The organism is Salmonella sp. A29-2 (assembly GCF_020150755.1).
Taxonomy (GTDB): Bacteria; Pseudomonadota; Gammaproteobacteria; order Enterobacterales; family Enterobacteriaceae; genus Salmonella; species Salmonella enterica.
The window spans coordinates 3270014-3293032 of record NZ_CP083731.1 but is presented as its reverse complement, the minus strand read 5'-3'; the positions used below and the strand labels follow the sequence as shown (position 1 = coordinate 3293032).

Here is a 23019-nt window from a genome sequence, read left to right as displayed (position 1 = left end):
CTTAGCGTGTAGCGCGTCCTCCGCAACAGCGCGGATAATAACGAGCATTAATAAAAATTAAATTTCTTGCTTACTTTTCATTTTTTGATGGAATTGCGGATCTTTGGGTATCGCCGGATTAATGCCTTTTTGCGGGGGTAATATCGCGCATAGCATTTGTAGCGGAATGATATATTCAAAGACGGCAAAGTCCTCATCATTGACAAACGGGAAATTCAGATTCAGACCATTATTTTCTACCTGCGGGCCGATGCGGTAAATAGACGGCGTCCACTCACCGAGTATTTGCGCCAGCCGATCCTGACGCGCGTCAGGCTGCGGGTCGAGCATAATGAGTGCGGATTGCGCATTAAAGGCGTTGTAAATACCGTGAATAAACTCCTCGAATTCGTAGCCCGACACCGGGCAGCGCAACGTCTCCAGCATCTTGAGCGCACCTTCCTGCACCGTACCGAACAGCGTTGCCGGGCCGGTCAGACGAATATCTGCGCTATCGCGCAGCGCCAGCGCATTGGTTTGCGCCCACGCCTGCGAGGCGGTAATCAGCGCGGGCAGGTGGTTAAAGGTCTTTTCCATCCGCAGCAGCAGTGACCGGCGCTGTTCGCCGTCCAGCCGCTGTTGCTGCCCGGCGACGGCGAGCGCCAGCAGCATCAAATTGAGAACCGTGCAGTGATAGCCTTTTGTTTTCGCGCCAGCGGTTTCTTCGCCGCAGGGAACGGTAAGGATATAATCCGCCGCCCGGTCGATAGTCGCAGGCGCCACGCCAGCCATTGAGGCGGTGATATGACCAACATTGCGGGCGCGCTCCATCGCCGCCAGCGTTGAGAGACTGCCGCCGCCCTGGGAGATGCCGACAACCAGCGCCTTGCCGCTGCGGGCAAGCGTCTCATCGTCAAGCATAAACGGCCAGCAGACATCCACCGGCAATGCGCACCAGCGCTGCATAAACGCGCGAGCGGTCAACGCGCCGTGGTATGACGTGCCGGAGCCTGTCAGAATAATGCGGGTGACGCCGCGTTCCGTTAGCGCCTGCGCCGCGCGCCAGAGATCTTCCCGCGTCTGCGTCAGCATCTCCAGCAGGCGAAGGGGCGTCTCGTTCATATAGTCTTCTACTTGCATAGTGTTACCTCTCGTCAAAGCAGGCCCAGCGCGCTGGCAAGAAGCCCAAACGCGACGGTGCCTAACAGGATCCAGTTAATGTTCACGCCCTTACGGATAAGTTTGTACATGCCGAGCGTGAAGAGCAGCGGCAGCAGGGAAGGGAGGATTTTGTCAATAAAATCCTGCACTTTCATGGTAGTCTGCCCGGCGGTAAAGCTCAGCGGGGTAGTAATGTCGATCATGCTGGCGGTCATGGCGCCGACGACCATCAACCCGACGATTGACGCGATATAAGTCACCCTGTCCATCAGCCCGCTTTGCCAGAGGCGCATCAGCCAGGTGGTCCCCGCCCGGTAGCCCAGTTTGAGGGCGTACCAGCGGCAGAGGATGTGCGGAATGTTATAGACCAGTAGGGCGAGAATCGGCCCCAGAATGCTGCCCTGCTGGGCAAAGTAGATCCCCATCCCGGCGGCGATAACTTTCAGCGATCCCCAAAAGATGGAATCGCCGATCCCGGCCAGCGGCCCCATCAGGCTGGTTTTAACGGCATTGATCGACTCTTCGTTAAAGTCCGGGTTGCGTTGATTTTCCTCCTCCATCGCAATCGACAGGCCAAAGACAAACGTTGACAGATGCGGCGTGGTATTAAACAGCACCAGATGGCGCTGTAAGGCGCGCCCCAGTTCGGCGGGGTCCTGGTAGATACGCTTTAGCGCTGGCGACATAGCGAAGGCATAGCCCATATGCTGCTGGCGTTCATAGTTCCACGATCCTTGCAACGTAAAGGAGCGCCAGAAAACGCTGCGTAAATCGCGGGCGGTGATGCGGCTTTCGCTTTGCGAATGAGCCTGTGCGTCGTCGATCAGGGTCTGCGTCACTTCACTCATGATTAGCCCTCCTGTTGGGATGTGTTAAGAAACTGGCTGATAATGAAAGCCAGCACCACGGCAAACAGCGCGATGGCGATGATGTCCAGTTTGGTATATGCGGCGATCAGAAAGCCCAGCCCAAGGTAAGGTATTAATTTGCTGCTAAGCATCATGCTGATCAGCAACGCGAAACCCAGCGCCGGCAAAATCTTACTGGCGACAACCAGGCCATTGGTAATAAAGGCGGGAATGGCGTCGAGGAACCAGGTGACGGCGGCAGAACCGAGCAAAATGGCGAAAAAGACCGGCAGAAAACCGCTTAGAAAATAGAGCAGCGTTGGGCCTCCCAGGTGCATAACGGCAACCATCCGGGTATTACCCTGCGCCGCATAACGATCGGCCATGTGGCCAAAGCGGGCGTTAACCACGCGCACCAGGACGCCGAGGGTCTGCGCCAGCATAGAGATAGGAATCGCGATGGTCAGCGCCGCTTCGGGCCCGCGCCCGGACATAATAGAAAACGCGGTCGCCAGTACCGAACCGGTGACGACATCAGGCGGTACCGCGGCGCCGATAGCGACATTACCTAAAAAGATCAGTTCCAGCGTCGCGCCGATCAGAATGCCTTCGTGTAAATTGCCGCAGACCAGACCGGTGAGGGCGCACATCACCAGCGGACGGTCAATCATCGACACGCCGAGTAAACGCCCGTCAAGAATGCCCAGTGCGGCAATCAGGCCGAGCAGCGTTGCGGTGAGCAACATAGTGACCTCCGGGTTCAGAGTTTATCGTTAAGCAATTCGGCGGAATGGGCCGGAACCTGGCGCATTTCCAGACGGATGCCTTTGGCTTTTAGCGCCTGGCTATCGGCAATCTCCTGCTCGGTCAGGTATATGGCCTTGCCGAACTGCTGTGCGCCTTCTTTTTGCGCGATACCGCCGTAGTTGATAACGCTAATCCCTGGCACTTTCTCGGCGAAGGCGAGGGTTTCGGCGGTATTGCCCAGCACCACCATCACTTTTTTGTGATCCAGCTTGCCGCTGGCGAGTTTTTCCGCCGCCTGTTCCACCGTGATAATGTCCAGCGACACGCCAGCGGGTTTTGCCAGACTTAATGACATAGAGACAAACGCGTCGCCGGCGGCGTTGGCGTTAGCGACGATGATATGGTCGATATCCAGCGCCCGGGTCCAGGCGAAGACCACCTGGCCGTGCAGCAGGCGGTAATCAATGCGCACTAATTTGATCATGGGATTCTCCCTGTAGGTCAGCGGATGGTTGTGTTATTAGCGTGTTGATAAAGACAATGGATTCACGCGCCGCATTGGTGGCGTAGGTAATGGCCGCGTCTGTGCTTTCTTCTTCACAGAGTAAAAACTCCAGCAGCAGGGTCATGTTGACGCCAGCCACCACAAAAACGTGACGGTGACGCATCAGCACTTTCGCGGCGCTATTGTTGATGCTGCCGCCGAGCAGATCGGTAAACACCACCACTTCTTCGCCGTTGGCTTGCGCGATCAGATTTTCGAGGGTTTGTTCAAGCTGCTCCGTGGTGACAATATCGCCATCGTAGGCGCAAACCGGTGTCACGCCGTGTTCGTCGCCAATCAGCAGCGATAGACTGTTAATAAGTCCGCGGGCAAAAGGGCCATGGCTGGCTACATAAACATGTCTCACCCGTTTTCTCCTTCATCCAGATAGGGGGTATCCAGATATGGCAAACGGCGTGCCAGTTTTAAATATTATTTATTTTCAATAACTTGAAAGAGAAAGTTAACACTAGCGATGTAAAACCTGGCACTTCGCGCCATTGATCATTGGGGAACCTGGCAGAAAGGTGAAAAAAGCCGGACGGGCGTCCGGCTTAGGCAGGGGATTAGACTTCCGTCAGTGTGGTTTCAAGCGGCAGACGTGATTTCGGCAGCCCGGCGTTGAAATCCTCGACGCTATGATGGCCGACCGGCACCACGACCAGACTGGTATAGCCTTTTTCTTTCAGACCAAATTCAGCGTCGAGCACCTCGGCGTCGAAACCTTCAATGGGGACAGCGTCGAGACCCATCGCGGCGACGCCCAGCAGAAAGTTGCCGACGTTCAGATAAACCTGTTTCGCCATCCACTGGTGGTCATCTTTCAGCGAGACGCGGTGCATATCGGCGAAAAAGCGGCGACCTTTATCATTTGCCGCTTTAGCTTCCGGCGTAGCGAAACGGCCATCGGCTTCTTCCTGATCGACGACGCGCTCAAGCCATGCGTCATCCATCGCGGTTTTCGCGCAGAAGACCACCACATGGGAGGCGTCTAACATTTTACGTTCGTTAAACACATAATTGGCGGCGGCGGATTTTGCTACGCGCGCTTTGCCCTCTTCTGTACTGGCGACAATAAAGTGCCACGGCTGGGAATTGGTGCTGGAAGGGCTGTACTGTAGTAGTGTTTTTATTTTATCCGCTTCTTCGGCGGTCAGTTTTTTGCTGGGATCGAACGCCTTAGTGGAGTAGCGCTGTAAGGCGACAGAAACGATATCCATAAATGCTCCTGGTTGGTTTAGTACCCTTTTGTATCAGCAGGGTACCGGGTTATCGGTAAAAAGATAAGGGAGGAAAATGCGAAAACGGTTATTGCATCAGCGCGGCCGCAGGCGCAGTTGCTCTCTTTTAGGCAGCCCGTCTACGACCAGATTCCATGAGTCATTTATCAAATCGTTGAGTAGCGAGACGGTGATATCCTCGCCCGCATAGACTGAAATCCAGTGTTTCTTATTCATGTGATAGCCAGGCGCAATGCTGGGGTAAATTTGTTGATTTACCAGGGATTTTTGGGGATCCGACTTCAGGTTCACCACTGGGCGACAGTGATGTTCAGTGAACAGCATGAATATTTTGCCGCCGACTTTAAACACATCGTACTGTGGGCCGAAAGGCCAGCAGTGTTCGGTAAAAGGCAGTTCCAGCGCACAGCGTTTTGCACAGGCGTGCAGTGTTTGACCGTCCATTATTGCTCCTCGCGAGTCAGCGCGCGCCACATGGCTTCGAATCCCAGCGCAATATATTCGCCAGCGCGAGCGGGATCGCGCGCGGCGAAATCCATTGTTGTTTCAGCCAGCGCCAGAAAAAGGCCGTCGCCGAAGGCGCGGTACTCATCCGACATAAACACCATCAAAACGGAACGATGACATAAATCGCGCAATTCGGGGAACATATCGTCGGCCCGTTGTTCCGTCTCTTTGGTGAGCTTTTCGCTGACGGCCAGTTGACGGATCGCCCGATGGCGCGCGGGATGGTTCAGACCCCAACTGATGTAACTGTTCCAGATAAAACGGGTCATCATTTTGGCATCGGTAATGGATCGATCCAGTTCCATTATCATTGACTGGCAGAGATCCTGCTTTAAATGCAAATACAACGTGTTAATCAGCTCATCTTTGGTCGCGAAATAGCGAAACAATGTTCCTTCTGCAACACCTGCGTTACGCGCAATCACCGCCGTTGAGGCGGCGATACCGGATTGCGCTATCGCCTGGGTTGCCGCTTCCAGTAATGCTTGTTTTTTGTCTTCACTCTTCGGACGAGCCACTACACGTTACCCTTATGTCTGTAAAAACATGATTGAATCATGCCCGTTGTCGCGTCGCAACGGTGAATGTCAACCTTTGAAAAGTACCTTGACGGCGTATCTTTGCTTTCTATAATGAGTGCTTACTCACTCATAATCAAGGGCTGCCGCATGAAGTGGTAGAAAAGCATATTGCAGGCCATGCGATAAGCCGTCTCACAATTTGTGTGGTTATTACTATGCTTATTGCTGTTGCCGTAAATGTGCGGTGCGGGAGCCGCTGACGAGTTTGATAGAGGGGAGAGCACGATGACCATTTCCGCTCAGGTTATCGACACGATTGTCGAGTGGATTGATGATAATTTGAATCAGCCGTTACGTATTGATGATATTGCCCGTCATGCGGGATATTCCAAGTGGCACCTGCAGCGCCTTTTTATGCAGTACAAAGGGGAGAGTCTGGGGCGCTACGTGCGTGAACGGAAGCTAAAACTGGCGGCGCGCGACCTGCTCGACACCGACCAGAAGGTGTATGATATTTGTCTCAAGTATGGTTTTGATTCGCAGCAAACCTTTACGCGCATTTTTACCCGCACGTTCAACCTGCCGCCAGGCGCTTATCGTAAAGAAAAGCATGGCCGTACGCATTGAAATGTTTAATCGGCCAGCGAAAACCAGCGCCGCCAGATAAAGCGAATAACATAATATTCCAGCGCGCCGAGCAACAGAAACCATAAACAAAACAACAAAGTATAAAGCTGGTTGAGATCCATAAGATGAAAGATCCCGACCAGTTTTTGCGCCAGCGCAAGGCCGAGCGAAGGGGCGGGCAGCAGCAGGCTGGAGAGCAACGCCATCAGCAAAATACCGGCAGCGGTCATCAATGATTCAAGCGGGTGTTTCATGGCTTTGTTAAACGTAAGTTAAAACGCCATTGTCCGGGATATCGCCTGGTAAGGCAAATATGCTGTCTATTGTCCCGCCCAGATTTCACAATGTTTTTGTACCAGACCTATCAGCGATCCGCCGTCGGCAATAAACTCCCGCATATATTGCGCTTCGTTACCGCCTTTTTTCACCTGCAGACGTAGCGCGTCAATGGCGCTGTCTGCGCCCAGCTTGCGCGCAGAGGGGGTAACGTTGTCCAGCAGACGCAGCGTATCATCTGCCAGGCGACGGCGGTCGCCGGTATAGACATCGGTTAGCACGCCCTCCAGACCATAGCGGCAAGCCTGAAAACGGTTGAATTTATATAACAGATAGTCTTGTTCCTGCGGTTTAAAGGGACGCTCGGTCTGCAGCCAGTGCGCGGTCGCCTGAATCAACCCTGCCATATTGATGGCATGATCAAGGGTGAGCGGCGTATCCATCACCCGAACTTCTACCGTGCCAAAGGCCGGGCTGGGGCGGATATCCCAGTGCAAATCTTTGATGCTGTCGATCATCGTGGTGTAAGACAGACGGCGAAATAGTCCGGCAAACTCTTGCCAGTTACTGACCCACGGCATGGGACCGTTATCGGGAAAAGCGGAAAAAATATTCAGGCGCGCGCAGGCAAAACGGGTGTCAGATCCTTGCATATAGGGAGACGCGGCGGAGAGCGCAATAAAGTGCGGCACAAAATGCGACAGCCCGTGTAAAAGATAAATCGCATCGTCGCCGTTCGCGCAGCCGACGTGGACATGCTGACCGAAAACCGTCGCCTGTTGAATTAAGTAGCCGAAATTTTCCAGCGTGCGTTGATAGCGCTCATTATCACAGACCTCCTGACGCTGCCATTTTTGAAAAGGGTGCGTACCGCCGCCGCAAATGCCGAGATGGTGTTCCGACGCCGCCTGTAAAATAACGTGCTGCATGGCAGAAAGTTGGGCCGCCGCCTGGTCAATATCGCGGCAGACGCCCGTGGCCATCTCCAGCATACTTTCGGTGATATCGTGCTTAATTTCTCCCGCAGTAAGTTGGGGCTTAACGGCGTCGATCAGCGTAGAAGAGTCCTGACTTAAATCGTAGCCAGGTGGATTGATCACCTGCATCTCCAGCTCAATACCAAGCGTATAAGGTTCAGAAACGTGAAAATCATTCAGCGCCATAGCGATCTCATTTATCGGGGGATTGCGCTAAGTATAGAAGCGGGAGCGCTCCTGTCGTGGGGAAAGCGCGTTATTGCAGAAACTAGAGTAATAACGCTATTGTCACGTTGAAACCATTCTGTACGGACGGTACGTTCAGCCATCGTGGCGGCAAAGGCTGGCAGCAGATGTAACGAGATGTGCGTGGCGGTAAGCGAGGTAACTTTTGCGCTATTGAATCCCGGGAGCGTGACGCAGTCTGAAAAGGCTTTATAAACGCTCTCTTTGGCGGAGAAAGCCAGCGTCAGGGCAAGCGGAAAAGGGAGCGTGCTCGCCTGGATAATTTGGCGCTCATCGCTATCGATAATGGACGGCGCCAGCTCTGTCGCCGTGTGCTGACTCATGATTTTTTCTATATCAATGCCGACACGTTGTCGGGATATGACGGCCAGCGCCGTTGTCGCACAGTGGCTGATGCTGCCAAATAGGCCGTCCGGCCATAGCGGCTGTCGCTTGTCGCCAATACCGGGCACTGTCCTGATGCCCACCTCGCGTAGCGCATGAACGGCGGCAATGCGGCCTGCCAGATGTTCAGCTTTACGCTTGCGTCCGGCAGACCGGAGCCGATCGTGATGAGGTAGCCATAGCAGGTCGTGTTCGTGAAAGCTGCTCGCATCAAAGTCGACGATATGCAGCCTGCGTCCGGCAAAGGGAAGAGGAAAATGAGATGTCCGCATCGTTTTTTGCTAATTCCCTCCCCGAATGAGGGAGGGAAGGTTGCCATCAGAAATGGGTATTAATGCTCATATACCACGTACGTCCCGGTTCGTTATAGGTGTACGCGCCAGCGCCCGCCATATAAGCGCCAGTTTGAGTATCCCTGACGGTTTGCGCGTTACCTTCACGCCACAGACGTTTGTCAAAGAGGTTATCCACGCCACCGGTCAGGCTGACATTTTTGGTCACGTCCCAGGTCGCGCTCAGGCCAACAATACTGTATGGGCTGACCGCTTGCTTATCTGTTCCGGTAACGGGGTTACCCTGATAATCATATTTCTTCGGCTCTTGTTTGCCGTACCAGGTGAAGGTCGATTGCAGAGAAACGTCCTGACGTACCTGCCAGCTCAGGGTTGAGTTAAGCGTGTACTGTGGAATAATCGACAGGCGTTCGCCGGTCTCTTTGTTTTTGCTCTGCAGCATATACGTAACGTTATTCGTCCAGTTGACGGTGTCGCTAACCGGTACGTTTAACGTGCCTTCCAGACCTTCAACGACCGCTTTCGGCACGTTCTCCCACTGATAAACATCCGTTTTGCCGTTGTTGATACGCTGCAACGGCACCGTACCCGCTTCAATCTTATTGCGGTAATCATTGCGGAACCAGGTGATGCCGGCCAGCCAGCCATCGCGTTTAAATTCCAGACCGATCTCTTTATTGATGCTGGTTTCGGCTTTCAGATCATCGTTACCCATCATATAGCAGCCGATGCCGGTACCCGCGCCAGTCGCGTAGCAACCCTGACCTTTACTGTACAAAATATAGTTTGGGTTAGTCTGGTACAGACTCGGGGCTTTATAAGCGCGGGCGATCCCCATTTTCAGGGTAAAGTCATCCCCCAGACCTTGCGACAGGTTCAGCGACGGGCTCCAGTTATCCCCCACAATACTGTGATGATCGAAACGTAGCCCCGGCGTCAGCATGGTGCTGTCGGTCAGTTCCATGTTGTTTTCAGCAAACAGAGAGAAAATTTCCGCTTTTGAATAGGGGCTACGATTGGTACTGCTGTAACCCGGGATATTTCCCCCCATAAAGGTTTGCGAGTTGGAGAGCTCGTCTTTCATACGCTGTTGGGCCCATTCGCTACCCAGCGTCAGGTTTTGATTGACCAGCAGATCGAAAGGAAGGCTCACTTCGCTGTGTAGGGTGACGTCATTCAAATCGGCATCGGCATATTTTTGCGATGCTTTGGGATCGAAAATTCCTTCGGTGCCGCCTGCTAAGCCTTCCGGCATCCGGGAGTTACGGGTATGTTCGTATTGCACCCAGTTACTGGTGGTTACGCCATTATCCCAGCCGCCGTTCCAGGTCAGAGAGTAGTTCTGCCGATAGAGGCGGTTCGTCTCTTTTCCGTAATTATCTTTCACCAGTTGGTTCGTATTGGTGTTCTGAGTATCACCGGCATAGAGATTGCCCTGGCGACTGTATCCGGCCTCCAGCTCCAGAGACTGAAGCGGAGCAAAATCCCAACGAACTACGCCGTTGATATCTTTGTTAATGACCCCCTCGCGTCCTGCCGGTAGCGTGTCGGCGTAACTCCCGGTACGTTCAGACTGATGCCCCTGGTTAATATTACGCGCATCCGCCTGCGTTTTGTCGAGGTTGCCATACAGACGGAAGCTGAAATCCCCGCCCAGCGGGCCGTTCAGGCTAAAGTTAGTGCGTTTGGTCGCGCCTTCGTCTTTATGTTCCGGCGCGTTGAAATAGGTATTCCAGGAACCGTGCCACTCGCTACCGCCTTTTTTGGTAATGATATTGACCACGCCACCCGCCGCGCCGTTACCGTAGCGTGCGGCGGCAGGGCCACGCAGCACTTCAATGCGTTCGATCATCTCCGGCGGCACCCACGCGGTATCGCCGCGGGTATCGCGTTCGCCGCGCCAGCCCAGGCGCACCGAGTTACGGCTGGTGACGGGTTTACCGTCTATCAGGATGAGGGTGTTTTCCGGCCCCATGCCGCGAATATCGATTTGGCGGTTATTCCCGCGCTGACCGCTGGTGGAGTTGCCGGTCAGGTTTACGCCCGGCATGGTGCGGATGATTTCTGACACGTCGCGCGCGGGCGGATTTTTGCGGATCTCATCGGCGGTGATGGTGGATACGCCTGGCGCCTGTAGGTTTTGCTGGGCAGCGGTCACCACGATGGTGTCTTCATTGGTGAGCGCAGCGCTATCGGTTTTTTCTTCCGCCATCACGGGCAGAGCGGCCCCGTAAATCCCTAAATTGACCAGTAAGGTCAGGGAATGAATCTTCTTGTTCATTGTATATCCTGCTTTTCTTTAGCCACATAAGCCAAAGCGCCCGTCAAAGGCATTGGCCGGGTGGTGAAATTGTGTTCGCGCGTCCCATAGCGCGACAATACGCTATTGCAAATGCAAATAGTTATCAATAATATTATCAATATATTTCACCTTTTATATACAAAATTCATAATAAACACAGGGTTATAATGAAAGAGGCGCTGGCAACGGGAAGTGAGGCCTGGTGGAGGACGAAAACCGGGCCGGAATGGATACGGGAAAAAGACGGAAATTATCGGGTCACTTTTTGGTGGCGCGACCCGCAGGGAAACGAAACACACTCCCCGATACGGCGTGTCTGGGTCTACATCACTGGCGTAACCGATCATCATCAAAACGCGCAGCCTCAGACGATGGCGCGTATTGCCGGAACGGATGTCTGGCGCTGGAGTACGGCGCTTAGCGCTAACTGGCGCGGCAGCTACTGTTTTATTCCTACCGAACGCGATGACGTTTTTGCCGCTTTTGCGCCGGGCGAAACGCCCGATCGGAACGCACTGCGTGAAGGCTGGCGACAGCTATTACCGCAGGCGATTGCCGACCCGCTTAATTCGCAAAGCTGGCGGGGAGGACGTGGTCATGCGGTTTCAGCGCTGGAAATGCCGGATGCGCCCCTTCAGCCGGGGTGGGATCGTCCTGAAACGCCGTACTCGCCGCCTTTGATGATGCAGTGGCATAGCGAACGTCTGGATAACTCCCGCCGCGTATGGATATTGACGATCGGAGACGAGGCGCCGGAGGAAAGACCGTTGGCTATTCTGCTGGACGGTCAATTCTGGGCGGAAAATATGCCCGTCTGGCCCGCGCTCGCCTCGCTGACTCATCAACGCCTGCTTCCTGGTGCCGTCTACCTGCTGATTGACGCGATTGATACTCAACACCGCAGCCAGGAGTTGCCCTGCAATGCCGACTTCTGGCTGGCGGTGCAGCAGGAACTGTTGCCGCAAGTCAGAGCCGTGACGCCTTTTAGCGATGATGCCGGGCGAACGGTGGTCGCCGGACAGAGTTTTGGCGGCCTGTCGGCGCTGTATGCCGGCCTGAACTGGCCGACGCGTTTTGGCTGTGTACTGAGCCAGTCAGGATCGTTCTGGTGGCCTCATCGCATCACCCCGCCGGAGGGGGAAGTCATTACCCGGCTGAAAACCGGCGCATTATGCGCGCGCGGACTGCGTATCGTACTGGAGGCCGGCGTGCGTGAGCCGATCGTGTTTCAGGCAAATCAGGCGCTTTATGCCCAACTGAACACCTCGCAGCAGTCCATTTTCTGGCGTCAGGTTGACGGCGGACACGATGCGCTTTGCTGGCGCGGCGGGCTAACGCAAGGGCTGATGCTGCTTTGGCAGCCGCTTATCGACACGCTTTAACCGGGCACATGTCCATGACAGGAGTTGAGTATGGAATTCAGTAATCCCTTCGATAATCCGCAGGGACAGTTTTACATCCTGCAAAATGCGCAGCGTCAATTCAGCCTTTGGCCAGCGGCGTGCGCGCTTCCCGCAGGCTGGGACGTGGTATGCGAACCGCAATCGCAGGACGCGTGCCAGCAGTGGCTTAATACGCGCTGGACAACACTGAATCCGGCGCATTATGCCGATAAGCAGGAGGCGAAATGACGCAGCGTTTACCGTTAGTCGCCGCCCAGCCGGGGATCTGGATGGCGGAAAAACTCTCTGATTTACCCTCCGCCTGGAGCGTGGCGCACTATGTGGAACTGAACGGCGAGCTGGATGCCGCCTTGCTGGCAAAAGCGGTAGCGGTAGGGATGCAACAGGCGGATACGCTACGGATGCGTTTTACCGAAGAGAACGGCGAGGTCTGGCAATGGATAGATCCTGAGCACACCTTCGGCGAGCCCCCGATTGCCGATTTACGCGACCAGCCCGATCCGCATCACGCGGCGCTGGCGTTAATGCAGGCGGATTTACGGCAAAACCTGCGCGCAGATAGCGGTAAGCCGCTGGCGTTTCACCAGTTAATCCGCATTGATGATACCCGCTGGTATTGGTATCAGCGCTATCACCATTTGCTGGTGGATGGCTTTAGCTTCCCGGCGATAACCCGCCAGATTGCGGCGATTTATCGCGCCTGGCAGAGCGACGCCCCTACGCCGGAGTCGCCTTTTACCCCCTTTGTGGATGTGGTCGAGGAATATCAGCGCTATCGCCAGAGCGAGGCCTGGCAGCGTGACGGCGCCTTCTGGGCGCAGCAGCGCCGCGAGTTGCCGCCGCCGGCGTCAATTTCTGCCGCGCCGTTGCCGGGGCGGTCGGCGAGCGCGGATATTCTACGTATGAAATTGAGCGCGCCGGCGGGGGCGTTTCGCCAACTGGCGGCGCACATGCCTGAGATACCGCGAGCGGATCTTGCCCTGGCGCTGGTGACGTTGTGGCTGGGACGATTATGCGGGCGTATGGATTATGCCGCCGGATTTATCTTTATGCGGCGGATGGGTTCGGCGGCGTTAACGGCGACCGGGCCTGTCCTTAACGTGTTGCCGCTGGCGGTTAACCTTCATGCGACGGAAGATCTGCCAACGCTGGCGAAGCGTCTTGCGGCGCAGTTAAAGAAGATGCGCCGTCACCAGCGTTACGACGCCGAACAGATTGTACGCGATAGCGGGCGAGCCGCAGGGGAGACGCCGCTATTTGGCCCGGTGCTCAATATAAAAGTGTTTGATTATCATCTGGATCTTCCTGGCATACAGGCGCAAACCCATACCCTGGCGACGGGGCCGGTTAACGATCTTGAACTGGCGCTTTTTCCGGATGAAAACGGCGGTCTGGATATTGAATTGCTGGCGAATGCACAGCGTTACGATGATGCCACGCTCTCCCGCCATGCCTTACGATTGATGGCGCTTATCACGCAGTTTGCGGATAACCCGGCGCTGCGCTGCGGCGATGCGCAAATGCTGCTGGCGGAAGAACAAACGCAATTAACACACCTTAATAATACGGCGGTAACGATTCCCGCCGCCACGCTTAGCGATTTGGTGGCGCAGCAGGCGCAAAAAACGCCAGAGGCTTCCGCGTTGGCAGATGCGCATTATCATTTTACCTACCGTGAAATGCGTGAACAGGTTGTGGCGCTGGCGTACGCGCTGCGGGAACGCGGCGTTCAGCCTGGCGATAGCGTGGCGGTGGCGTTGCCGCGGTCGGCTTTTCTGACCTTAGCGCTGCATGGCATTGTCGAGGCGGGCGCCGCCTGGCTGCCGCTGGATACCGGTTATCCTGACGATCGGCTGCGAATGATGCTGGAAGATGCGCAGCCGAAACTGTTAATTACGACTCAGGCGCAGCTGGCGCGCTTTCACGATATTCCGGGGATGGAATATTTGTGTTATAGCCAACCGCTACCGGTCAGTGACGCCACTCCGCTGGGGCTGTCGTTACCGCATCATACCGCTTACATCATTTTCACCTCTGGCTCGACGGGCAGGCCGAAAGGGGTGATGGTGGGACAAACGGCGATAGTCAACCGGCTGCTGTGGATGCAGGATCACTATCCGTTGACGGCGGATGATGTAGTAGCGCAAAAAACGCCGTGCAGTTTTGACGTCTCAGTATGGGAGTTTTTCTGGCCGTTTATCGCCGGGGCGAAACTGGTGATGGCTGAACCGGAAGCGCACCGCGACCCGCTCGCGATGCAACGGTTCTTTGCGCAATACGGCGTCACGACCACTCATTTTGTGCCGTCGATGCTGGCGGCCTTTATTGCCTCGCTCACGCCAGCGTCGGCTGGGAAAAGCTGCGCTTCCTTAAAGCGCGTTTTCTGTAGCGGCGAGGCCCTGCCGACGGCGCTGTGCCGCGAATGGGAGACGTTAACCAACGCGCCGCTACACAATCTGTACGGGCCAACGGAGGCCGCGGTGGATGTGAGCTGGTATCCGGCCTGTGGCGATGAGCTGGCGGCTGTTGACGGCAACAGTATCCCGATTGGTTATCCCGTCTGGAATACCGGTTTACGTATTCTCGATGCGCATATGCAGCCGGTGCCGCCGGGCGTGGCTGGCGATCTCTATCTTACCGGTATCCAACTGGCGCAGGGCTATCTGGGGCGTCCGGATCTTACCGCCAGCCGTTTTATCGCCGATCCTTTTGCGCCAGGCGAACGGATGTACCGTACCGGAGATGTGGCGCGCTGGCTGGATTCCGGCGCGGTGGAGTACCTGGGGCGCAGCGACGATCAGCTCAAAATTCGGGGGCAACGTATTGAACTGGGCGAGATTGACCGCGTCATGCAAACGCTGCCGGATGTTGAACAGGCGGTAGCACATGCCTGCGTCTTTAATCAGGCGGCGGCGACGGGCGGGGATGCCCGGCAACTGGTCGGCTATCTGGTGTCGCACTCCGGTTTGCCGCTGGATTTACCGGCGCTGCAGGAAAAATTACGCCAAAAACTTCCCGCGCATATGGTGCCGGTTGTGTTGTTGCAACTTGCCGGTTTGCCGCTTAGCGCTAATGGCAAGCTGGATCGTAAAGCCCTGCCGCTGCCGGACCTGACGCCGCGCGTGAAAGGGCGTGCGCCGCAGTCCGCAACGGAGATTGCTGTCGCCGCGGCGTTTTCCCGCCTGCTGGGCTGTGAGATTAACGACGTTGAAAGTGATTTCTTTGCGCTGGGCGGACACTCGCTGCTGGCGATGAAACTGGCCGCGCAGCTAAGTCAGACTTTTAACCGCCAGGTGACGCCGGGGCAGGTGATGGTGGCGTCTGACGTGGCGCAGTTAAGTAAGCTGCTCGATACTGACGATGACGAACGCTCGCGCAATCTGGGGTTCGGGCCGCTGTTGCCGCTGCGTGAAAGCGATGGTCCAACGTTATTTTGTTTCCATCCGGCGTCGGGGTTCGCCTGGCAATTTAGCGTATTATCACGCTATCTCAGCCCGTCGTGGTCGATTATGGGGATTCAGTCGCCGCGCCCCGCTGGCCCTATGCAAACCGCAACCACTCTTGATGAGGTATGTGAACATCATCTGGCAACATTGCTCTCCCGGCAGCCGCATGGCCCTTATTATTTATTAGGCTATTCGCTGGGCGGGACGCTGGCGCAAGGGATCGCCGCCCGGTTGCGCGCACGCGGCGAAACGGTGGCGTTTTTGGGGTTACTGGACACCTGGCCGCCGGAAACGCAAAACTGGCGAGAAAAAGAGGCGAATGGCCTCAATCCGGACGTATTGGCGGAAATTGAACGTGAACGCGCTGCGTTTGTCGCCGCGCAGCAGGGAAATGCCTCCGAAGCCTTATTTACCGCCATTGAAGGCAATTATGCGGATGCCGTCCGTTTGCTGACGACGGCGCATAGCGTACCGTTTGATGGACATGCTACGCTCTTTGTGGCGGATAAAACGGTGCCGGAAGGCGTATCGCCTGAACAGAGCTGGTCGCCGTGGATAGCGTCGTTGGCTATTTATCGCCAGCCGTGCGCGCATGTAGATATTATTTCTCCCTCCGCTTTTGAAACTATCGGGCCCATCATCAGCGAGCTTATTAATAAATAACGGGCGTTGTTTCTAGCTTTAACAAATTAAATCCTGAAACCCATAATAATGACTAATTATTATGGGTTTTTTATTGCAACTATTAATTCTTTTAACATAAGTGATACATGCTACAGGCAAGTTTAATTCCGAATATTTAGCTTTTCGGGCACTGGCGCGCAAAGAGTGTTTCGGATAATTCTGACTTGCTGTTAGAATCTCTGACAGGAATGTGTTCTTTCATTGGATAAAGTTTTCAGGTCATACGGCATGCCATCTCTTAATGTAAAACAAGAAAAAAATCAGTCACTTGCAGGTTACTCACTGCCGCCCGCCAACAGTCATGAAATCGATTTGTTTAGCCTTATAGAGGTGTTATGGCAGGCGAAACGTCGTATTCTTGCTACCGTTTTCGCCTTTGCGTGCGTGGGGTTGCTTCTGTCCTTTCTGCTGCCGCAAAAATGGACCAGCCAGGCGATTGTCACACCGGCGGAGTCGGTACAGTGGCAGGGGCTGGAGAGAACGTTGACCGCGCTGCGCGTGTTGGATATGGAGGTAAGCGTTGATCGGGGCAGCGTATTTAATCTGTTTATTAAAAAGTTTAGCTCGCCCTCGCTGCTGGAAGAATATCTTCGTTCTTCTCCGTATGTCATGGATCAATTAAAAGGCGCGCAAATAGACGAGCAGGATCTTCACCGGGCGATTGTCCTGCTGAGCGAAAAAATGAAAGCGGTGGACAGCAATGCCGGCAAGAAAAATGAAACGTCGTTATTCACGTCGTGGACATTGAGTTTTACCGCGCCGACGCGGGAAGAAGCGCAAAAAGTGTTAGCTGGCTATATTCAGTACATCTCTGATATCGTCGTGAAAGAGACGCTGGAAAATATTCGTAACCAGCTGGAAATCAAAACCCGCTACGAGCAGGAAAAGCTGGCGATGGATCGGGTGCGTCTCAAAAACCAGCTTGATGCCAATATTCAACGTCTTCATTATTCGCTGGAAATCGCCAACGCCGCCGGTATTAAGAGACCGGTTTACAGCAATGGTCAGGCGGTAAAAGATGATCCGGATTTTTCTATTTCTCTCGGCGCGGATGGTATTTCCCGCAAACTGGAAATTGAAAAAGGGGTAACGGACGTGGCCGAGATCGACGGTGATTTGCGTAACCGTCAATACCATGTTGAACAACTGGCGGCAATGAATGTGAGCGACGTGAAGTTTACCCCGTTTAAGTATCAACTGTCGCCGTCTCTGCCAGTGAAAAAAGATGGCCCGGGTAAAGCGGTCATTATTATCCTGGCGGCGTTGATTGGCGGTATGATGGCCTGCGGCGGCGTATTACTGCGTCACGCGATGGTCTCACGTAAAATGGAAAACGCGCTGGCGATAGATGAACGGTTAGTCTGATTTACCCGAAAAGCCGGATAGCGATATCCGGCTTTGTCATCTGTGTGGGCGACTATCGCCGCCCCAACGGTACCACCAGCGGCGTACCGGCAACCGGATCGTCGATAATCATACAGCGCAGTCCATAGATTTTTTCGATAAGCTCTGCGGTAACAATCTCTTTCGGCGCGCCCTGCGCGACAATGTTACCTTCGCGTAATGCAATCAAATGCGTGGCGTATCGGCAGGCTTGATTCAGGTCGTGCAGGACGGCGGCGAGCGTATAACCTTTTTCGCGGTTGAGATCGCTTAACAACTCCAGCAAATCAATTTGATGGCTAATATCCAGCCACGTTGTCGGCTCATCCAGCAGCATGATGGACGTTTCCTGCGCCAGCACCATGGCTATCCACGCCCGCTGACGTTGGCCGCCGGACAGAGTATCTACGCTTTGCGTCGCCAGTGAGGTGATACCTGTTGCACGCATGGCACTGGCGACGGCGTCGGCATCTTCCTTGCGCCAGCGGGTAAATAACGGCTGATGCGGATAACGCCCTCTGGCGACCAGTTCTTGTACGGTGATATCGCCCGGCGTAGTGGCGTTTTGCGCCAGCAATCCGATGCGCCGCGCCACCTCTTTACTGGCGTAACGCTGTATTTGTTCGCCATCCAGCCAGACATGGCCGTCAACAGGCGTCATCAGACGGCTTAGCGTGCGTAGCAACGTTGACTTGCCGCAGCCGTTAGGGCCGATGATGGCGGTAAAATGGCCGTCCGGAATCGAAACATTAAGGTTTTTTGCGACGGTATAGCTGCCATAACCCAGCGTTAACTGGTCGCCGCGCAAACGGGCTACGGATTCGGTCATTTTTTGCGGGACTCCTGAATTAACAAGACGATAAGGTAAATACCGCCGAGGCTGACGGTGACCACGCCCACTGGAAGCTGATAAGGCATAAACAGTTGCTGCGCGCACGCATCGGCGGCCAGTAGTAACAACGCGCCGCACAGCGCCGACTGGGTTAATCCCCAGCGCGCTGTGCCGCTAAGGCGGCGGGCGATGTGCGGCGCGACAAGGGCAATAAACGAGATGGGGCCAGCCAGTGCCGTTGCCGCAGCGGTGAGCGACACAGCCACCAGCATCAGCATCAGGCGTGACCGCTCCACGCTAACACCCAGCGCGCAGGCGCTGTCATCGCCCATCTCCAGCAGCCGCATACGACGCACCAGTAGCGCGGCGCCTGTCAGCATCACAATAATCAGCGGCGCCGAAGGCCAGGTTTTTGCCCATGTCAGACCGTTGAGCGACCCGGCGTTCCATAAGCCGGCGGTGAGCGCCGTTTCCAGCGACGCCTGCAACAGAAGCCAGGTATTAAAGGCGACTAACATCGCGCGGATGCCGATACCGATGATAATCAGCCGGAAAGTTTCAATCCCGTTACGCCAGGCGAGCAGCCAGACAATCAATGACGTGACGATACCGCCCGCCATTGCCGCCAGCGCGATCGCGGTAAGATGCTGGCCAAACAGAACCATTGCGACCAGTACGCCGCTCCAGGCGCCGGTATTAAAGCCCATCACATCAGGGCTGCCTAGCGGGTTACGCATCAGCGACTGAAAAATCGCGCCACTGACGCCAAGCGCAGCGCCAATCAGCAACGCCATTAATACGCGCGGTAGTCGCCATTCGGTTACGACAAGGGTGATGTTACGCGGCGCGTCGCCCAGCAGCGCGGCAATAATCTGCCCGGTCTCAAGAGGCACGGCGCCGCTTTGCAGGCTCCATAAGCCAATGGCGAAGCAGCCAGCCGCCAGAAGCAGGCAACTTACGATAAGCCGACGAGAAAGAAACATCACAGGCCGCCTCCGTTCGATTTACGGCGTACCAGAAAGATAAGTACCGGCGCGCCGATAAACGCACTGACAACCGATACGCGGAGTTCGCCCGGCACCAACAGACGACCAATAATATCGGCAAAAAGCAGCAGAGCAGGGGTTGCCAGTAGCGTCACTGGCAGCGACCAGCGGTGGTCTGCGCCCACCAGCCAACGCGCCATATGCGGCATCATCAGACCAATAAAGGCGATAGGGCCGACCAGCGCCGTTGCGCTGCCGCACAAGACGGTAATCGCCAGTAAACCGATAAGTTGGGTGCGTGCCACTTTACTCCCCAGCGCCGTCGCAGTATCGCTGCCGAGGCTCAGGCTATTCAGCGCACGGCTCAGAAATAGCGCCACGATCCCAGCGATAACCACGGGCGCAAGCGCGACTTTCAACGTTTGCAGGCTGCGAATGTCCAGCGATCCCGCCTGCCAGAAGCGAAGCTGATCATAAACCTCTGGATTTAACAGCGCGATGCCGCTGGTCAATCCTTCCAGTACCGCGCCAAGCGCCACGCCCGCCAGTGTCAGGCGGACTGGGCTTAACTGGCCGCCGCCCTGACTACCGGTGAAGGCGACAATCAGCGATGCGATAAGCGCGCCGCTAAATGCCATGAAAAGCTGTTCCAGCGGCGTGGAGAAACCAAACAGCGCCGCGCCCAGTACAATGGCGAAGCTGGCGCCGTTGTTAACGCCCAAAATCCCCGGGTCGGCGAGCGGGTTGCGAGTGAGTGTTTGCATGAGCGCCCCGGCGAGACCCAATGCGCCGCCTGCCAGTAATCCGGCCAGCGTACGCGGCAAACGCGCATCCAGGACGATGGTGCAATCGGCGCTTTGGCACACGCCGGTGAACGCCTCCAGCACGACGGCGGCGGGCAGCGGTTTCGCGCCAATGACCAGGCTTAAAACCGCGGCGAGACTCAGTAATAACAACAATCCGGGCACGGCAAACGCGCGCGTCACGGAAAACGAGCATGACATAGTAACTTCCCTGATAATGATAGTAATTATCGTTATCTATCTTATTTGGTTATGTTAGCATGTGCAGCCATTGAATGGATATTTAAAAAAACTCGCATTAAGGCGTTGTAATGAATCGACAATCCTGGCTGCTCAATCTCAGCCTGTTGAAGACGCACCCTGCATTTCGCGCAGTATTTCTGGCCCGTTTTATCTCTATTGTCTCGCTGGGGCTGCTTGGCGTGGCGGTTCCGGTACAGATCCAAATGATGACGCACTCCACCTGGCAGGTAGGGCTGTCGGTAACGTTAACCGGCGGCGCCATGTTTATTGGCTTAATGGTGGGCGGCGTACTGGCCGATCGCTACGAACGCAAAAAGGTGATTCTGCTGGCGCGCGGTACTTGCGGTATTGGCTTTATTGGCCTGTGCGTGAACGCGCTGCTGCCGGAACCATCATTGCTGGCGATATATCTCCTTGGCCTGTGGGACGGCTTTTTCGCGTCTCTGGGCGTGACCGCGTTACTGGCGGCGACGCCAGCGCTGGTCGGAAGAGAAAATCTGATGCAGGCCGGCGCGATTACCATGCTGACGGTACGTCTGGGATCGGTTATTTCCCCGATGTTGGGGGGCATATTGCTTGCCAGCGGCGGCGTAGCCTGGAACTATGGGCTGGCGGCCGCCGGGACGTTTATTACGCTATTGCCGTTACTGACGCTGCCGCGACTGCCTGTTCCTCCGCAGCCGCGGGAAAATCCATTTATTGCGTTACTGGCGGCATTTCGTTTTTTGCTCGCCAGTCCGCTTATCGGCGGTATTGCGCTGCTTGGCGGTCTGGTGACGATGGCAAGCGCGGTACGCGTCCTCTATCCGGCGCTGGCGATGAGCTGGCAGATGTCGGCGGCGCAAATCGGTTTGCTGTATGCGGCAATTCCGCTGGGGGCGGCCATTGGCGCGCTGACCAGCGGACAACTGGCGCATAGCGTTCGTCCGGGGCTCATTATGCTGGTTTCGACAGTCGGTTCTTTTCTGGCGGTGGGGCTGTTCGCCATCATGCCGGTCTGGATCGCAGGTGTTATCTGTCTGGCGCTGTTTGGCTGGCTTAGCGCCATCAGTTCGTTATTACAATACACTCTGCTGCAAACCCAGACGCCGGAAAATATGCTGGGGCGAATGAACGGCCTGTGGACTGCGCAAAACGTCACGGGAGACGCTATCGGCGCGGCGCTGTTAGGCGGTCTTGGCGCAATGATGACGCCGGTCGCTTCCGCGAGCGTGAGTGGATTCGGGTTGGTGATTATCGGTTTGCTGCTGTTGTTAGTGCTGGGCGAGCTACGTCGTTTTCGCCAGACGCCGCCGGTTAGCGATGCTGGCTGATGAAGGGGCGTTTATCCGACTGACCAAATCGGTCTGGTCAGTCGGATAAGACTCCGATAAGGCTAAAACAGGGCGGCCAGCCGGTTAAGCAACAACGTTGCGCTGTAATAATCCAGACGGAACGTCTCCGTACCCAGGGCATAGACGCGCTTATTTTGCACCGCTGGCAGGTGCGCCAGCAGCGGATTGGCGTAAAGGGCCGCGACATCTTTGTTGTCGCCGGCAAACAGGAAAAGAGATTCACCGTTTAACCCGGCGGCCAGATTTTCACCGCCAAGCTGAATGATATCGTGGCGCTTACCCTGGCTTTTGCTGGTTTGCAGCCCTCGGGGCAATGTCGCCAGCGTAAAGCCTAACTGCGTCAATAGCTTGCCTTGTGCTGATTCTGGCGTCCACAGATTGGCGCTATGCGCGGCAGGGGTATACACCAGCGCGCTAACCGGCTGCGGCGGCAGGGCGATTCGCTGTTTAACCGTCGTCAGTTGCGCCTCAAATTCCGCTATTCGCGCGGCGGCCTGTTTCTCCTGACCGGTGATCTCGCCAAGCTGCGTGAGCAAACTCTGCCAGCTTTTATCGTCATAATTGATGACGAGCGTCGGCGCGATAGCGGAGAGCTGATCGTAAAGCGCCAGCGCGGAGTCGCCGCCGGTGGCGCTAATCAAAATGAGATCCGGCATTTGCGCGGCGACCGTTTCGGCATTCGGTTCGCCGATGTACAGCCGGGCGACATGGCGAGCCTTTGCTACGTCGCTCCACTGGCGCATAAACCCTTGATCGTCAGCAAAGCGGTTATTCGGCGTAGTGGCTCCGCTGGCGACGACGGGCGCATCAATCGCCAGCAGCGAGCCTGTCAACGTCACGCTGGTAGAGACGATACGCGCGGGCTTGTGGTCCAGAGTATGAACGCCGCGGCTGTCCTGAATTTGCCGGGGCCAACCGGCGTCCTGGGCTAAGGATATTCCTGAAATTGATAAACCAACCACTAAAAGCAGCCAACGATAAAAGGCGGGGAGTCTCACAATAGCGTCCTGTTATTAATAAAGTTAATGCTTCTCATTTTCATGTCAGCGGCAGCGAGATGCAAGCCTTAGTGCCATTTAACTCATGACCAGAGTTGACAGAGCGACGTTTTACTCTTAGGTTAGCGCACTAAAAATAGAAATAATAATCATTATTATACACAAAATCATTCAAGAAGCATCGCAACGGCAAGGGAAGAAATCCCCGCGAGCATAGATAACTGTGTGACCGGGGTTTCTGATCGCAGCCAACA

General features: G+C 55.5%; 22 protein-coding genes. 6 read left to right on the top strand and 16 right to left on the bottom strand.

The window, feature by feature from the left end:
• Positions 1-57 precede the first annotated feature (57 nt).
• The 8 genes from K8W53_RS16120 to K8W53_RS16085 all read right to left on the bottom strand — a co-directional run bounded on the left by K8W53_RS16120 (position 58) and on the right by K8W53_RS16085 (position 5545).
• Positions 58-1101 carry a glutamine--fructose-6-phosphate aminotransferase gene (locus tag K8W53_RS16120; RefSeq protein ID WP_023139453.1) on the bottom strand — a complete coding sequence of 348 codons (1044 nt, stop codon included), beginning with the start codon at positions 1099-1101 and terminating at the stop codon, positions 58-60.
• Positions 1102-1133: 32 nt separating this feature from the next.
• On the bottom strand, positions 1134-1988 hold the full coding sequence (locus tag K8W53_RS16115) for a PTS system mannose/fructose/sorbose family transporter subunit IID (RefSeq protein WP_000005802.1): 855 nt from the start codon (positions 1986-1988) through the stop codon (positions 1134-1136).
• A gap of 2 nt (positions 1989-1990) precedes the next feature.
• Positions 1991-2734 (bottom strand): PTS mannose/fructose/sorbose/N-acetylgalactosamine transporter subunit IIC, encoded by a 744-nt coding sequence (locus tag K8W53_RS16110; protein ID WP_000927522.1) that lies wholly within the window; start codon positions 2732-2734, stop codon positions 1991-1993.
• Between the two features lie 14 nt (positions 2735-2748).
• The gene (locus K8W53_RS16105) at positions 2749-3219 is read right to left on the bottom strand and encodes a PTS sugar transporter subunit IIB (RefSeq protein ID WP_000594175.1); all 471 of its coding nucleotides are present in this window, start codon (positions 3217-3219) and stop codon (positions 2749-2751) included.
• On the bottom strand, positions 3197-3646 hold the full coding sequence (locus tag K8W53_RS16100) for a PTS sugar transporter subunit IIA (RefSeq protein WP_001216659.1): 450 nt from the start codon (positions 3644-3646) through the stop codon (positions 3197-3199). The genes K8W53_RS16105 and K8W53_RS16100 overlap by 23 nt, the downstream gene beginning before the upstream one ends.
• A gap of 199 nt (positions 3647-3845) precedes the next feature.
• The gene (nfsB, locus tag K8W53_RS16095; RefSeq protein ID WP_000355878.1) at positions 3846-4499 is read right to left on the bottom strand and encodes an oxygen-insensitive NAD(P)H nitroreductase; all 654 of its coding nucleotides are present in this window, start codon (positions 4497-4499) and stop codon (positions 3846-3848) included.
• 96 nt (positions 4500-4595) lie between these two features.
• Positions 4596-4964: an MmcQ/YjbR family DNA-binding protein gene (locus K8W53_RS16090; protein ID WP_023182275.1), complete on the bottom strand. Its 369-nt coding sequence runs from the start codon at positions 4962-4964 to the stop codon at positions 4596-4598.
• A complete protein-coding gene (locus K8W53_RS16085) occupies positions 4964-5545 on the bottom strand; it encodes a TetR/AcrR family transcriptional regulator (RefSeq protein ID WP_000113609.1) in 582 nt (193 codons plus the stop codon). The genes K8W53_RS16090 and K8W53_RS16085 overlap by 1 nt, the downstream gene beginning before the upstream one ends.
• Positions 5546-5833: 288 nt before the next feature.
• On the opposite strand from K8W53_RS16085, the gene K8W53_RS16080 reads away from it, so the two are divergent.
• A complete protein-coding gene (locus K8W53_RS16080) occupies positions 5834-6175 on the top strand; it encodes a RamA family antibiotic efflux transcriptional regulator (RefSeq protein WP_000155631.1) in 342 nt (113 codons plus the stop codon).
• A 5-nt stretch (positions 6176-6180) separates the two neighbouring features.
• On the opposite strand, the gene K8W53_RS16075 is transcribed toward K8W53_RS16080, so the two are convergent.
• The 4 genes from K8W53_RS16075 to K8W53_RS16060 form a co-directional block, all read right to left on the bottom strand.
• Positions 6181-6429: a DUF1158 family protein gene (locus K8W53_RS16075; protein WP_000682497.1), complete on the bottom strand. Its 249-nt coding sequence runs from the start codon at positions 6427-6429 to the stop codon at positions 6181-6183.
• A 66-nt stretch (positions 6430-6495) separates the two neighbouring features.
• Positions 6496-7614, bottom strand: a complete 1119-nt coding sequence (locus tag K8W53_RS16070; protein ID WP_052939229.1) for a YbdK family carboxylate-amine ligase — start codon at positions 7612-7614, stop codon at positions 6496-6498.
• An 11-nt stretch (positions 7615-7625) separates the two neighbouring features.
• Positions 7626-8330, bottom strand: coding sequence for an enterobactin synthase subunit EntD (entD, locus tag K8W53_RS16065; protein WP_023224070.1), 705 nt, complete (start codon positions 8328-8330; stop codon positions 7626-7628).
• A gap of 46 nt (positions 8331-8376) precedes the next feature.
• Positions 8377-10632: a TonB-dependent siderophore receptor gene (locus K8W53_RS16060; RefSeq protein WP_001034964.1), complete on the bottom strand. Its 2256-nt coding sequence runs from the start codon at positions 10630-10632 to the stop codon at positions 8377-8379.
• 188 nt (positions 10633-10820) lie between these two features.
• Here K8W53_RS16060 and fes point away from each other — a divergent pair, with 188 nt between their 5' ends.
• The 4 genes from fes (at position 10821) to wzz(fepE) (ending at position 17551) form a co-directional block, all read left to right on the top strand.
• A complete protein-coding gene (gene fes, locus K8W53_RS16055; RefSeq protein WP_023224069.1) occupies positions 10821-12035 on the top strand; it encodes an enterochelin esterase in 1215 nt (404 codons plus the stop codon).
• 30 nt (positions 12036-12065) lie between these two features.
• On the top strand, positions 12066-12284 hold the full coding sequence (locus tag K8W53_RS16050) for an MbtH family protein (protein WP_000396006.1): 219 nt from the start codon (positions 12066-12068) through the stop codon (positions 12282-12284).
• On the top strand, positions 12281-16165 hold the full coding sequence (gene entF / locus K8W53_RS16045) for an enterobactin non-ribosomal peptide synthetase EntF (protein ID WP_052939230.1): 3885 nt from the start codon (positions 12281-12283) through the stop codon (positions 16163-16165). The genes K8W53_RS16050 and entF overlap by 4 nt, the downstream gene beginning before the upstream one ends.
• Positions 16166-16414: 249 nt before the next feature.
• On the top strand, positions 16415-17551 hold the full coding sequence (wzz(fepE), locus tag K8W53_RS16040) for an LPS O-antigen length regulator Wzz(fepE) (protein ID WP_017441644.1): 1137 nt from the start codon (positions 16415-16417) through the stop codon (positions 17549-17551).
• 52 nt (positions 17552-17603) lie between these two features.
• Here wzz(fepE) and fepC read toward each other — a convergent pair whose 3' ends face one another.
• From fepC to fepD, 3 genes are read right to left on the bottom strand one after another with little or no spacing between them, the layout of a single operon-like run.
• Positions 17604-18398 (bottom strand): iron-enterobactin ABC transporter ATP-binding protein, encoded by a 795-nt coding sequence (gene fepC, locus K8W53_RS16035; protein WP_000140622.1) that lies wholly within the window; start codon positions 18396-18398, stop codon positions 17604-17606.
• Positions 18395-19384 (bottom strand): iron-enterobactin ABC transporter permease, encoded by a 990-nt coding sequence (gene fepG, locus K8W53_RS16030; protein ID WP_000480064.1) that lies wholly within the window; start codon positions 19382-19384, stop codon positions 18395-18397. Before fepG ends, fepC begins: the two co-directional genes overlap by 4 nt.
• The gene (fepD, locus tag K8W53_RS16025) at positions 19384-20391 is read right to left on the bottom strand and encodes a Fe(3+)-siderophore ABC transporter permease (RefSeq protein WP_001277879.1); all 1008 of its coding nucleotides are present in this window, start codon (positions 20389-20391) and stop codon (positions 19384-19386) included. The genes fepG and fepD overlap by 1 nt, the downstream gene beginning before the upstream one ends.
• A 110-nt stretch (positions 20392-20501) precedes the next feature.
• Between fepD and entS the strand changes: the two genes are divergently transcribed.
• Positions 20502-21746 carry an enterobactin transporter EntS gene (gene entS / locus K8W53_RS16020; RefSeq protein WP_001081661.1) on the top strand — a complete coding sequence of 415 codons (1245 nt, stop codon included), beginning with the start codon at positions 20502-20504 and terminating at the stop codon, positions 21744-21746.
• Positions 21747-21808: 62 nt separating this feature from the next.
• On the opposite strand, the gene fepB is transcribed toward entS, so the two are convergent.
• Positions 21809-22765 carry a Fe2+-enterobactin ABC transporter substrate-binding protein gene (gene fepB / locus K8W53_RS16015; protein WP_001238992.1) on the bottom strand — a complete coding sequence of 319 codons (957 nt, stop codon included), beginning with the start codon at positions 22763-22765 and terminating at the stop codon, positions 21809-21811.
• Positions 22766-23019 lie beyond the last annotated feature (254 nt).